The sequence below is a fragment of the Parachitinimonas caeni genome, assembly GCF_030129945.1.
Lineage (GTDB): Bacteria > Pseudomonadota > Gammaproteobacteria > Burkholderiales > Chitinimonadaceae > Parachitinimonas > Parachitinimonas caeni.
The window spans coordinates 131212-144955 of the sequence record NZ_JARRAF010000009.1; the positions used below are offsets into that span (position 1 = coordinate 131212).

The following is a 13744-nucleotide window of genomic DNA, read 5'->3' on the forward strand; positions in this document are numbered from 1 at the left end:
GGTCACTCCCCAGCCGGGCAGGCCCTCCTCGTGCGGCGCGCACGGCGAGGGACTGCCCGGCCCCGGCGAATGCTTGCCGGTGATGCCTTCCCTTGCTCATCAACGTGGCGGTGAACATGACAACGAACGGAAAACGCAAACTCAAGATCGACCAGGCCAAGATCCCGCGCTCTTACCGGGACTATCTGCAGTTGCTCGCAGATCGTGGCGAACTGGTCGATATACACGACGAGGTGAACTGGAATCTGGAAATGGGCGCGATTTTGCGTCACGCCTGCGAAACCACGGCCGCATTTCCCCGTTTTAACAATATCCGGGGCGCCAAGGGCTTCCGGGCCTGCGAGATGGGCCCGACAGTCAGCGCGGCTCCGGGCAGAAAGTGGCAGCGCCTCGCGCTGATGCTGGGCATGCCGGAAGACGCCACCCTGATGGAAATTCAGGATGCCTATATGGAAGTGGCCTTCGGTCCACCGCATCCGCCTGTCTATGTGGAGCCCGACAAGGCGCCCTGCAAGCAGAACAAGTGGTTTGGCGATGACATCGACCTGACCCGCCTGCCATCGCCCATCCTGCACGACGGCGACGGCGGCCGTTATTTCCAGACGGCCGGGGCGATTATCGCCACCACCCCGCCCGGCACCCAACTGCCGCCCGGCAGCTATACCTATGATCCGAACAGCTGGACCAACTGGTCGTTCAGCCGTGGCATGGTGGCATCGAGCCGACCCAATCAGGCCACTGGCATTGACCCGGACTTCATGACCAAATGGGTGTTCGAGGATGGGGTCTACTACGCCAAACGCCAGACCTGCGGCCTGTGGCTGCCGTTCCAGCATAACGGCATGATTTATACGATGTGGAAGGACGAAGGCAAGGACTGCCCGTTTGTGATTGCGCTCGGCATGCCGCCAGCGGCAGCGTTGCAGCTATCGACCGCGCCACCGGCCTGGCATGACGAGTATCAATATGCCTCGGCCCTGTTCGGTGAGGGCATCGAACTCGTCAAGGCTGAAACCAGCGACATCATGGTGCCGGCCAATTGCGAGATCATCATCGAGGGCCGCGTTTCCCGCGAGCTGACCACCGCCGAAGGGCCGTTCGGCGAGTTCCCCGGTTATCTCTCCAGCTCGGCCGGTTTGCAGCCCACGGCCGAGATCACCTGCATTACCTTCCGTGACAACGCCATCCTGCCCATCTGCATTCCCGGCATTCCGATCGACTCGACCTTGATGATCGGCGGCTTCTCGCTGGGCACCACCTCGCGCCAGCTGTTCAAGGAGGAGCAGCTACCGATCATCGACTGCTTTATCCCTTTCCATGCGGCATCACACTGGTTGGTGATCCGTGCCGAAAAAGACTGGCAGGAAACCACCGGTTATAGCGTCGAACAGTTCATGGACAAGATCGCCAACGTCTACTGGACCGCTCACGTTGGCAAGACCACGGCCAAGCTGTTTGTGGTGGACCACGATGTATCGCCGGACGATGCCGAAGCGGTGCTGGCTGCCTTCATCGCCCGCAACGAGCCGATGGGTGGCACCTTCATGTATCCGCAGTACGACTCGGATGGCACGGGCCTGCAAATCTATTTGAGTGTCGCCACCAAACTCAAAGGCCGTGGCGGACTGGTGATCTACAGCTGCCTGACCGAACCGGGCAAACACGCCAAGAAGCTGGCGCTCCCCGCCCCGCAGGACAAACCGGTGCCAAAGTGCCACCTGCCGATTCTCAAATGCGCCATGCCCTTTGGCCCGGAGGCCAACTACTTTGTGGTGCAGGTAGCCAATGACTGGCACAAGCAGACGGGCTACACCATCGCCGAGTTCATGGATCAGATTGCCGGCGTGTTCGAGTCGGCGTACGAGCCCATCAAACCCGCCAAGATCTTTGTCTTTGCCGAGGACATCGACCCTTCGAAGATGGATGCCGTGATCTGGGCCTTTGCCACCCGCAACAACCCGGTACAAGGGCAGTATCTGTATCTGGAGAAAGGCAAGCCCGGTATTACCTGGCAGCAGTGGTACGACATGCCGCTTCTGGCGGCGCGCAAGAACAAGGTCGGTATGTCGATCTATAGCGGCCTGCCGATCCAGCAGGAGATCAACCAGCCGGTGGAACAGGTGCTGTCCTTCGAAACCAACTACCCACAGCCTTTACAGCAGCGGGTATTGGATAAATGGAAGAAGTGGGGGTTCTAAGTCGTTATCCGTCCGGCCCGACATACCCGCGTAAGCGGGTGTGTCGGGTCAGCCAGAACAGGAGTTGTCGAAAATCATGCAAGCAGACTTTGACTATCTTTGTACGCTGATTCACGAATTTTTCTCGCAAGAATACATTCCCCAACGTTTTAAAGTAATTAATGATTACAATATAACGGGTTGGGAAATTTGGTTTCAGGTTGAATTTTCGCATTTTCTGGCTTCACATATCAGCGAGCCGGAATGGTGGAGAGAATACAAATTAGGTTTTGATCGGCGTAGTGAGAAAAATAGATTACATTTCCGGCCGGATTTCCTGATCCGAAAAAAAGGATGGCGAGTTGATGCCTATGCGGTACTGGAAGTAAAACAGAATCCAAGCATGGTTTCCTGCATAACAAACATGCAAAAAGATATGGAGAAGGTTTCAAAGATGAAACGCTCTGAAATTGACATGCGCTCGTTTTGGGCTTTAGGGATTTTCAAGGCAAATCCAGAGGATGATTTAAAAATAATTGCGGGAGAGTATTTTCCGGAAAGCCCGTCAAGGCTTATCAAAGCTGAACATATCGAGAATACAAATTTTGCCTACTTGCTTGTATAGAGGTTGGGTTTCACCAGAAGTCGTCAGCCACCACCAAGCCAAAGCGGGCGCCGACCTTGCTGGCGGCGCCCACCTTGTCAAATGATCACCCTTTCACACACACCACCTGCCGCAAGGTATGCACGATTTCAACCAGTGACGACTGTGCCTGCATGACGGCGTCGATGTCCTTGTACGCCATCGGGATTTCGTCGATGACATCCGCGTCCTTCCGGCACTCCACATGCGCGGTGGCGCGAACCTGGTCTTCCACCGTAAAGCGCTTTTTGGCCTGAGTCCGGCTCATGGTCCGGCCGGCGCCGTGGCTGCACGAGCAGAACGCCTCTTCATTTCCCAAACCCCGCACGATAAAGCTCTTGGCCCCCATTGAGCCAGGGATGATCCCCAACTGCCCCTTCTGTGCTGATACCGCCCCTTTGCGAGTCACCAATACCTCACGGCCAAAGTGCGTTTCGCGCTGCACATAGTTGTGGTGGCAATTCACGGCTTCCACATCCGCCGCAAACGGCTTGCTGATGATCTTGCGGGCCGCAGCAATGACATTCTGCATCATCACCGCACGGTTACGGCGGGCGAAATCCTGCGCCCAACCCACGGCTTCCACATAGTCGTTGAAGTGCTGGCTACCTTCCTCGAAGTAGGCCAGATCGCGATCAGGCAGGTTCACCATATGCTGGCGCATATCGGCCTGTGCCAGCTCGATAAACAGGTTGCCGATGGCGTTACCCACGCCACGCGAACCCGAATGCAGCATGAACCAGACGCGGCTTTCCTCATCCAGACACACCTCAACAAAGTGGTTGCCGGTTCCTAGCGTTCCCAAGTGCTTATGGTTATTGGTGCGCTCCAGGGCCGGATACTTCTCGGTGATCCGCTTGAAGCCACTCACCAGCTCACCCCACATCGCATCGACGGTCTTGGGCGTATCTTCCCAAGCCCCCTTATCGCGCTTACCCATGGTCTTGCCGTGCGGCACGGCCGCCTCGATCGCCGAGCGTAGCGGTGCCAGGTTATCCGGCAGATCGGCCGCCGTCAGCGTAGTGCGGGCCGCAATCATTCCACAGCCAATATCCACCCCGACCGCCGCCGGAATGATGGCACCCAGCGTCGGAATCACACTGCCAATGGTCGAACCCTTACCCAGATGCACATCCGGCATCACCGCCAGATGCTTGTAGATAAACGGCATCTTGGCCGTGGCCATCAACTGCTTGCGGGCGTCTTCCTCAACCGGCACACCCTGCGTCCACATCTTGATTTCGGCGCCATTCGGCACGGTTAAAGATTCGTATTGCTTGATCGTCATGTCTTTATCCAATTCTATAAATAAGCGTGCTGCAGCGGCTGCTTGATCGATCAGCGCTGCGTCGTTTGATCTGCAACGGGCTTCTCTGGTGAGGATGCCGGTGCCGGACATGGTCCTTTGCGCGCCAGACGACATGCCCGGCACCGCACCGCTGTGGCCCACACCGAGCCCTTTACTTCTTCATACCACCATTGTTGCTGCCTGGCTGTCCAAACCTCCTGCTTACCGCAGTCACGGCAGACAAAAGGCAGATCTTCATACCACCCGCGTGCAACAAAGCGCGGCTCGTCATAACTGCAATAACGACCCAGGCGCCCCCGCTGCACCGCAATCGACTGCTTCGGCCGCTGCATCGACTCGACGCGCAAGGCGGCTTGCACATCCGCTTTCTGCTTATCGCGCCGCTGCGCCCGTTTCTGCTGAAGCTGGGCCCGCTTCTGTTTATTGCTGAGCATGGTGAGTGGCCTGGGTGGGGATGATGGATGGACTTTAGCTAGATGCGTGCCAAGCAATTATTGCTATACAAAACAAATAGTTATAGATTTTTGGTTTTGCTTTGTTTGAATTTTGGTATTTTCTTTGATAGGAGAATATATAAAAAGATAAAGCCGCCAAGGGCGGCTGTTAAGGCGTGAGGCTATGCTGCGCATAGCGGGGCTCAAACCGGCGGAGCCCGGCTTTGGCAGGCTGTTGAAAAACGCTTGGTGATCCGTCGAGAGGCACTGAAAATTGAGGTATTCTCGCTTTCTTAGGCAAAATTCCTCAGCCCGTCAATTCTCGGTTGCGTTTTCTCACCGAAAATACTTGTTAGATCTGATCTAACTTTTAGCCTGGCCGCATGAGCTTATTTAAAATCATCCGGCAAATGTTTTGTGTCAGGCTTTTGTTGGTTATCTGCCTTATCTACCGTTTGACTCCTGCCGATCTCGGTGGTTTTATTATCGTCCTTTGCATTTTCACTGACTTTTTCTGATGGACGATTATCTTCGAGCTCGCTGGCGGATATGATTGCGTTATTTTGATCATCCACTATCTCCCCATGCATATTGGTAAGCGGCCGATCGTCGTTAGCTATCTCTAATTGAACACCACTATTTAGGCTGTGACTATTATCCTTTGAACCAAAAGCAACGAGCTGCCTGCCATCTTTCTCGCTTGCTGGAATAGTTAAGCCCTGTGCCCCAACCTGGAGGTAACTATAATAATTAGATGTGTGTTCGATGAAATCACCGGCATGTCCGGGTTCCTTAGGGCCGCTACCTTCAAACTGAATAAACGTATCATTCTGATTGGTTGTCCCAAAAAGAACGTGGCCTGAGCCTTTTGGTTGTAGATCAATGCCATACTGCGGGCCACCGCCTGGATGGTGGCTGGATATTCTTTCTTCGGCTCCGTTTTGGGCTAAGAGGTCTTGGGCTAATTGACCGCCATCTTCGACAATCAGATGGGCGCCAGAATACATGGCTGTATGAAAATGACCTATATCAGCCACAGCAATAGGATTCCCCCCATCTCCGGTACCCCTGACAATGTTTCTTGTGCTGAAAATATTATCTAGCGATTGATACACATTTCGTGTTGTCTCGCTCGATGATTGGTTCAAACCAGTGCTCCACGATTGGTTTGCCAGATTATGGTTTGTTCTAATTGATCCATCAAATGTACCTTCTCTTTCTTCTGTTTTTTTGTAAAATAAGGAAAGCGTATATCCAGCTGTCGCTCCCCAGCTCTGCAGTGTTGAGGGCTTTATTGGCGCGATGCTTTCTGGCTTAGGGGCTTGTTGCGATGATGCTTGAATGGTGCTGATATTTGATTTGGCAGAAGTTTTGGGCGATGCATGGTGACCGGCATCAGGATCGCTCATTGCCGAAATGCCGGTTGTATTTTTCTGAGTATTATCAAATTTTTCAATGCCACTGGATTCAATTGAATTGTTGCGTGGGGAGGTGTTGCCGGCAATTCTGTCGCTCATGATTTTTCCTGTTGATATTTAAATATTTCTCCAGCTCGATGCTTTTCTGGAGGAAATTAAGAGGCTTTTTCTATGCAAGCTGCATTGACCCCGGAATAAACCCGTCGTCCACTGGCGGCCGTTCCAGTGGCATGGTGCCCCGATCATTGGCTGGCAGGTTTTGGCGGGTTTGGTTGGCGAGTTCGCCGTTATCGACACGGGTTTTCCAATCGCTGCGTACCGCGAGGAAGCGTTTGAGGGTGTCCAAAAGGCGGTCAGGGTCGAGGCTGGCAAGTGAGAGGGTGCGGATCTGGATGAACTTGCCGGCCTCGCGGTTATAGCCAAAGTGGCAGCCATCGGTCTGCAGGCCGAATGCCTGGGCTTCCATCAGAACAGTGGCGATTTCGCCCGGATTGCTGGCAAAGCACAGCTCGGCCGAGATGCCGATTTCTTCGCGGTCTGCGAGGTGGCTGAGGATGACTTCGGAGTCGTCCTCAAAATTGATCTGCACTAATTGCTGGTCAGGCGTAATGCCGCTGGTGTCGAGATTCAGGGTACGGCCAAGTTCGGTAACGAGGGTATGAAAGTCCATGAGTTCACTCCTTGGTATGTCGGCGAGGCGCCGTTCGCTATGGGGTGAACTTTGACGGAGAAAAAAGCAGGGAATGTGGCTGGAATGTGGAAGAAATGTGGAAGTGCGAGGTCTGGTGCTAAAAGGGTGATGACTAAACCAATAATCCACCTGAGTAGAAAAGTGTAATCGACCAATGAGAGTTTTCTCATTGGCCGACAGAGTGGCTAGGCGTAATTAATACTGAAGAGCATTTTCATTTCTTGAACGAATCCAGGTGGTTTTGATAGCCATCATTTATTTCTTTACTCGTCAATATCGTTGTTATTGTTATTGTTATTGTTATTGTTGTTGTACTTCGCATTCCAATCCTCTTTCGATGATGGTTTGTTTAAGTCTGCTTGAGACTTATCAAGTTCGCTATGATTTGAATTGTTGGCATTGATTTCAATTTTCTGGTTGAGTTGGTCATTGTCTTCTTTGATATTGTTTCCTTTTTTCATGAATAATTTGTTATCCATGAAATCGATGTTTGAACTGAGAAGTGGCTCATTATAATTGTTGTTGTTGTTGTTGTTGTTGTTGTTGTTGTTGTTGATGTTGTTGTTGATGTTGTTGATGTGGCCTTGATAGGCTACAAGATGATTCCCATCTTTTTCGCTAGCCTTGATGGAGAAATGGCGAGCTCCAATTTGATCAAATTTATCTCCTTTTGAATGATTGACAAAATCCATAGTGTGGCTAGCTAAATTTTTTGTTTTTTCTATCCCACTGGAAACATTTTTGACTGAGTTGCTAACTGTCTGCCAGGTTAACCAGCTATCGTTAGTATTGCTGTTATCATTGGACTGGGGTTTTGCTTTCGATGATCCATCTGAATGTGCTTCGAACTGAACATAGGAGTTTCCCTTTGCTGTAGTGCCGAATAGCAAGTGACCGTGCTCTTCAACGTCATTGGAATTAATGCCGTATGCGGGATCATTGCTGTCTTTATGATGACTGCTGCCAAATCTTTTTGCGGCATTCTCATCCTTAATCATTTCCTTATAAAATTTTCCTTTGTCTTCGATAATAAGATGGGCGCCGCTAAACATTGCAGCTCGGAAGTCCTCTTTGCTTTCTATGTTATATCCAAATTCACTGTTGTCAATTTTCCCAATTTTGTACTCATCAAAGATATTGTCGACGGATTTGAATATTCTGGATGAGGCGGTGTCGTCAGATTTTTCTAGTTGTGTATCCCAGATTTTGTTAATTTCACTTTTGTTGGTATTTATGGATTTTTTGAAATCATCCATTTCATTCTTTGATTGAATGCTATTTGTATCTTCTTTCCAGAAGAAGCTGCTGGTTTTTTTTATTATTAATGAAGGGGCATTGTGAATGCCGTATATGGTGTTGCTGGCAAATTTGTTAACGCCACTAGGGGGAAAGGATTTCATGCTGCTAATGCTTGGTGCGGATTTTGAGTTGTCAGATATTCCTGATTCGTCGTTTTTCTTGTTGCTGATAATGTTAGGTTGACTGTTTAATTGTGGGGCTGACGCGTTATGGCTTGGGCATTCGGACATTGACTTGATTGCTAGATTATTTGGCTCCGTTTGTTCTTTCTGGTTGTTTTGTAAATCTTCAATATTGTTATTGAGGATTTGTGATTTTATGGTATTGGCACTAACTTGTTGTGACATGATTTTACCCCTTAATTAAAGTGGCTGCCGTGTGTTTACTGAGTCGTACGAATTCGGCAGATTGAACCAATGTTTTCTAACTAGGACTATTACGCAAACGACACCATCCCCGGAATAAACGCATCGCCCATTGGTGGCCGTTCCATCGGTACCGTGCCACGGTCGCTGGTGAACTGGTTGCTGCGCGCCTGGTTGGCGAGTTCGCCGTTATCGACCTTGGATTTCCAATCGCTGCGTACCGAAAGGAAGCTCTTGAGGGTTTCCAGCAGATGGTCTGGGTCGAGGCTGGCCAGCGGGCGGGTGCGGATCTGGATGAACTTGCCGGCTTCGCGGTTGTAGCCGAAGTGGCAGCCATCGGTTTGCAGGCCGAAGGCCTGGGCTTCCATCAGCACTGCGGCGATTTCACCGGGGCTGCTGGCAAAGCACAGTTCGGCCGAGATGCCGATTTCTTCGCGGTCTGCGAGATGGCTGAGAATGACTTCGGAGTTGTCTTCGAAGTTGATCTGTACCAACTGCTGATCTGGCGTAACGCTGCTGGTGTCGAGTTTGAGGGTGCGGCCGAGTTCGGTTACGAGGGTGTGAAAGTCCATTTGCGCTCTCCTTGAGTGGTCGGCTGGGTGCCGTTGCTGTGGAGTGAACTTTCGCAAAAGATTGTGGGGCGATTGTGGTGAGGCTGAGGTTCATGAAAATGACTGAATGCCATTAAGTCCAATAAATTCAATGGTGTAAGAAAATAATACCGGCCGGTGTGAATTCTCACATCGGCCGGAAAATGGGTTTGTTCAGATTTTTTCTTGCTACGGGCTTACAGAATGAGGGTTGGATTGCCGTGACCCGTGGCGGGTAAGCCGCTGAAGGGGGCTGGTATGCGCACCAGCCTGATACCGGAACCAGCCATCAGGCAAGCGGCAAACCCATCAACGGCACCGACGATGGGGAGACATTATGTCTTGAAGCGGGCGACGAGCTGGGTGAGGCTGGTTGATAGTTTGCCGAGCGTATCGACATCGACGCTGACGCTGGCTACAACGTCGCGGTTGCTTTGGGCCATGACGCTGATTTTTTCGACATTGCGGGCAATGTCGGTGCTGGCGGCGGCCTGTTCGCGGGTCGAATCGGCAATTTCCCCGATATTGTTGACGAGCTTTTCGGTGGCCTGCCCGACGCCGCCAATGGCGCTGGCGGCCTCGTGCGAGATAGCCACGCTGTTGCTGATGCTGTTGCGGGTGAGTTTTACGCTGCTATCGGCACTGCCGATTTCTTTCTGGATCTGATTGACGATCTGGCCGATTTCGATGGTGGCTTCGGCGGTGCGGGCCGCCAGCTTGCGCACTTCGTCGGCGACCACGGCAAAGCCGCGCCCTTGCTCGCCTGCGCGGGCGGCTTCGATCGCGGCGTTGAGGGCCAATAGATTGGTCTGTTCGGCAATATCCTTGATGGCACGCAGGATGTTGTCTACCTGGGCTGATTGCTGGCTGAGGCTGCTCATGGCGGCGGCCAGGGTATCGACATTGCGATGGACGAGGTCGATTTCGCTGGCGACTTTTTCGACCAGCTGGCGTCCTTCGCGTGTGGCTTCGCCAGTCTGGCGTGCACTGGCTTCGAAGTCGCGGGCGGTGGCGGCGATGTGCTGGATGCTGACAGTCACTTGCTCGACGGCGGCAGCGGTTGACGTGGCAGCTTCAGTCTGTTCGTCGGAGGAGCTTTCAACCTGAGTGGCGCTTTGTGCGAGGTGGTGGGCGGCTCGGCCAACGGCTTCGCTTTCCTGCCGCACCTGCACGAACATATCGCGTAGCCGTGCCATGAATTGGTTGAAGGCCTGGCTGGTTCGGCCGATTTCATCCTGGGAGTTTACGGCCAGCCGTCGCGTCAGATCGCCCTCGCCGGTAGCCAGGGCTTCCATGGTGGTGGCGAGGTGCGCAAGTGGACGGGTGAGGGTGGTGAGCAGGATGCCGATGACCAGCACGATCAGGGCGGTGGCGATGGCGCCGACGCCGATGGCTTTGTTGCGGGCGGCTGCGGCGCTGTCGGTGATGGCCGATTTGGGAATGTTGACGCCCAGCATCCAGTATTGATCACCTCGTCCGACCTTGATCGATTTCCAGACTTCCAGGCTGCTGCCGTTGTCGGTCTGCATCGATTGGCCGGCCTGCATGGTCTGCATCAGATTCGGTGGGGTGCTGGCGGCGTCAAGGGCCTTGCCGATCTTGGCCGGGTCGAGGTTGACCACATAGTTGCCGCCCGATGAGATCAGCGTCAGATGCCCAACGCCAAATGGCTTCAGCTGGGAAAGTTCGGCCTGCAGGGTGTTCATGGGCAGGTCTACGGCGGCAATGCCCAGAAACTTGCCATCGTTGGCACGGATGGGCACTGCCAGCGACGACATCAATACTTTCTTGCCCAGCACTTCATACGGGAAGGGTTCGGTGACCGTCTCCTTGCCGCGCTCCTTGGGCACTTTATAGAAGTCACCCCAGCCGCTTTCTTCATAACTGGGTTTGTAGCCGGCAGGGTTTTGACGGAAAGGCTCGGCTTTTTTTCGCTCGTTGTCGTCCATCATCGGCTCGACCTGCACCTTGCCGTCGGGGCTGCGGGTGAGATAGGGCGTGAAACGGCCGCTTGGGTCATGCAGGGGCCAGTCCTGCACAAAGTCGGCATCCTTGCCATCTAGCGCGTTGGGTTCCCAGAGCATCCACATCCCGGTAGCGCCGGGCGTATTGGCAAGCACATTGCTGACCATGGCCGTGAGGATTTTGCGGTCGGGCAGGGTGGCGGATTGCATGCCGACAACACTCTGCGCCACGGTACGCGGCAACATGAACCCTTGCTCGAAACGATCCGACACCCGTTGCGCAAAGGCGTCAGCCTGCTCCTGTGCGCGGGCCAGGCCAATGGCTTCGGCGCTGCTGTAAATGCTTTGGGCGATGACAGTGATCATCAGTGTGAAGCCAGCCAGCACGGCCAGTGCGGCGGCGACAAGGACTTTGGTGCGTAATTGCCAGGAAGGAAGCATGGGGGTGCCTTTGACGAGTTACCGATTGGCCAGCCGGATAACTTTGCCCGAGGCGTGTCGCGGCCGTTGTCCTTGAGGTGGGTGTGAGCGTTAAGGTGCTACCAAAGTCGCCGGCTGGCCTCTTTATATTTAGTAGAAATTCAACTTGGTTGTGAAAACCAATACCCATGCGGATCTTGCTTGGAGCCTCTACACATGGCCAGAGTTGGGTTCCTGACCCTTCATAAGTTACTTATTCAAATAGTCAAATAGAATATTTAATTAATAAATTGTCTGACTGTTTGATTGGAAGAATGTCAAAAAATGACATCAAGATTTGATTTTTAATTTTTAGAGTAAATATTCATTGCTTACTAAATGCTTTCTGGATAATCTTGATGGCGTCTGCGGAGTACCTCCAGCGGTTGTTCTGCAGACTCGGCGGCGCAAGCAGCAGCTTGGGAGAGGTGGCTGTTTGTGCTGGAGATTCGAATGTTTTTTGCACAGGAGTGTGTAAAAAACCATCGCAATTTGATCGGAGACAAGATGTCGAGAAGCACTCTTATTCGCCGGTGCGCAGCCATTGCGCTGGCATTCGCCATGGGCAATGCCGTGGCGTCGGAAATTCTGGGAGAAGATGCGCCAAAGTTGCAGGCTGGCGAGGTAACCGTGGTTGACCACGTTAAGCGCCAGACCGCCCGCGAGATTGCCCGTATGCTGGGTGATGCGCGCTTTGCCGGGGTTTTGCAGCAGAAGCTGGATGAGCAGCAGGGCAAGGTCAAAGTGAATGCTTTGGTCGATGCCTATCAGAAGCAGGATATCCCGATGAGCTTGCGTCATCGCTCGTCAGAACTCAAACAGCTTGATACGGCGGTTCGGCGTTTCAAAGGCACCGAGGCGCTGACCAATGGCTTGATGGAAGTCCGGCTGTTCCAGCCGCAAGGCTTTGCGGCCCAGGTTGACGTCAAGGACATGCTGGTGGCGTTCGAGCCAGCAGGGGACGACAAGCGCTGGACCACGGTCGAAGCTTACGACCGCAACGGCAATATCCATAAACTCGACGCCCACCATCGCCCGGATGTGCCGGTGCTGATCGCCGATGTCGATGGTCGTGAAGATCTGCGTGCCGGTATTGCTTACGTCAACACCGCGCTGACCAAGGCAGGCCTGCAGCAAGCCCATAATCCGATGGCCCGCGCCGGCAAGCCGCTCGACACCGCACGTCTGGACAAGATCCGGCTGAAAAACGACGAAGAGCCGTGGATTTCGGGTGCCGCAGAAGTGTATGCCCTGGTTTCAGGCATCCAGCCCGATCAGGCCAAGGCCCAGATCAACCTGGTGGATATGCCCTATCTTGACTACTCTGGCCAGGACTACTACCCGAATCAGGTGCTGATTGTCTGGAACGACTACCGCTATCAGGCAGCCAATGTGCTGTTGTATGAACACGACGACAACACCAACTACAAAGATCTGGTAGTGGCCATCATCTCGGGCGTTGAAAAGATTCTGGGCGCGTTCAAGCCAGAGTTTGCGGTGATCGCAACCGTTGCCGGCGCCATTGTGCAAGCCATGCCGTCTCACTGGTTCAGCAACGACGATGACTATGTAGACAGCTTCTACACCCTGGAAAAAGGCAAGACCTACACCGACTACCCTGGTGCGGGTGCCAACGCGGTCATTACCCTGACTCCGCTACAGATCAAGCCCAACTGAGTGTTTCGGCTTGGATTGATTCTGCTGGAAAAATACAAAGGCCCTGCGGGGCCTTTGTGCATTGGGGGGATTGGCATCTCATTTTAATCTTGGCCCTGGGAGATCTTGCCCCGAATAAAACTGGCCATGGCCGTTTAATGGCTACTTTTGATTTTTATTAAAACTGGGAGGCAACCAAAAGGCTGACGCTTATTGCTAATTCGGTTTGGTCATTACGGGCGATAGCCTTGCAGAGGCAAAAAATCTTTTTTGCATTACATTTAAATACACCGCAAGCAGAAAGAAACGTGTAAATTCATACATCATTTACTGACGGAGTATTGAATGCGCACGACTTCATTGCTGCTTGTTTTGAGCTGCCTGATTCCGACACTGGCTCAAGCCGGAACCAACGCCTCCTCTTCTTTCGCACAATCGTATGCTGCCATGTGTAAAAAAGACGGGGTTAAAGTCCCAGCGGAATACGGTGGCGAAGCCGATATTAAAGATCACCCCAAATTGGATAATTATTGCGGTTGTTTTGGTGAGAAGTTTGCCGAGCGCGCCTTAAAATCCAGCGAGGACGTCAAGAAAAAAGGCCAAGCCGCTTTGAGCAACACCTCGGCCGACCAATCCACAGCGGAAGAATATGCGATGCGTAAAACTTGCCGCGCCCAATTTGGCATGCCTGCACCTGTCAAGCCTAAGTAAATGCTCAATCAGGAACTTGCCCATATGG

At 52.9% G+C, this 13744-nt stretch carries 11 protein-coding genes; 4 read left to right on the forward strand and 7 right to left on the reverse strand.

Features of this window, described 5'->3' with window-relative positions; all coding sequences use genetic code 11:
• Positions 1-116 precede the first annotated feature (116 nt).
• Entirely contained in the window at positions 117-2198 is a 2082-nt protein-coding gene (locus PZA18_RS09960) for a UbiD family decarboxylase (RefSeq protein WP_284100687.1), read from the forward strand.
• Positions 2199-2274: 76 nt separating this feature from the next.
• The gene (locus PZA18_RS09965; protein WP_284100688.1) at positions 2275-2802 is read left to right on the forward strand and encodes a hypothetical protein; all 528 of its coding nucleotides are present in this window, start codon (positions 2275-2277) and stop codon (positions 2800-2802) included.
• Positions 2803-2887: 85 nt separating this feature from the next.
• On the opposite strand, the gene PZA18_RS09970 is transcribed toward PZA18_RS09965, so the two are convergent.
• The 7 genes from PZA18_RS09970 to PZA18_RS10000 all read right to left on the reverse strand — a co-directional run bounded on the left by PZA18_RS09970 (position 2888) and on the right by PZA18_RS10000 (position 11331).
• Positions 2888-4108 (reverse strand): RtcB family protein, encoded by a 1221-nt coding sequence (locus tag PZA18_RS09970; RefSeq protein WP_284100689.1) that lies wholly within the window; start codon positions 4106-4108, stop codon positions 2888-2890.
• Positions 4109-4158: 50 nt separating this feature from the next.
• Complete coding sequence (locus PZA18_RS09975) at positions 4159-4563, reverse strand: zinc-ribbon domain containing protein (protein WP_284100690.1); 405 nt, start codon at positions 4561-4563, stop codon at positions 4159-4161.
• 389 nt (positions 4564-4952) lie between these two features.
• Complete coding sequence (locus tag PZA18_RS09980; protein ID WP_284100691.1) at positions 4953-6080, reverse strand: hypothetical protein; 1128 nt, start codon at positions 6078-6080, stop codon at positions 4953-4955.
• Between the two features lie 70 nt (positions 6081-6150).
• Positions 6151-6651: a type III secretion system chaperone gene (locus PZA18_RS09985; RefSeq protein WP_284100692.1), complete on the reverse strand. Its 501-nt coding sequence runs from the start codon at positions 6649-6651 to the stop codon at positions 6151-6153.
• A gap of 284 nt (positions 6652-6935) precedes the next feature.
• The gene (locus PZA18_RS09990) at positions 6936-8318 is read right to left on the reverse strand and encodes a hypothetical protein (protein ID WP_284100693.1); all 1383 of its coding nucleotides are present in this window, start codon (positions 8316-8318) and stop codon (positions 6936-6938) included.
• An 89-nt stretch (positions 8319-8407) separates the two neighbouring features.
• The gene (locus PZA18_RS09995; RefSeq protein ID WP_284100694.1) at positions 8408-8908 is read right to left on the reverse strand and encodes a type III secretion system chaperone; all 501 of its coding nucleotides are present in this window, start codon (positions 8906-8908) and stop codon (positions 8408-8410) included.
• A gap of 353 nt (positions 8909-9261) precedes the next feature.
• On the reverse strand, positions 9262-11331 hold the full coding sequence (locus tag PZA18_RS10000; protein WP_284100695.1) for a methyl-accepting chemotaxis protein: 2070 nt from the start codon (positions 11329-11331) through the stop codon (positions 9262-9264).
• Positions 11332-11856: 525 nt separating this feature from the next.
• Here PZA18_RS10000 and PZA18_RS10005 point away from each other — a divergent pair.
• Both PZA18_RS10005 and PZA18_RS10010 read left to right on the forward strand, forming a co-directional pair.
• Positions 11857-13026, forward strand: a complete 1170-nt coding sequence (locus tag PZA18_RS10005; protein ID WP_284100696.1) for a DUF3103 family protein — start codon at positions 11857-11859, stop codon at positions 13024-13026.
• A 324-nt stretch (positions 13027-13350) separates the two neighbouring features.
• A complete protein-coding gene (locus PZA18_RS10010) occupies positions 13351-13716 on the forward strand; it encodes a hypothetical protein (RefSeq protein ID WP_284100697.1) in 366 nt (121 codons plus the stop codon).
• Positions 13717-13744 lie beyond the last annotated feature (28 nt).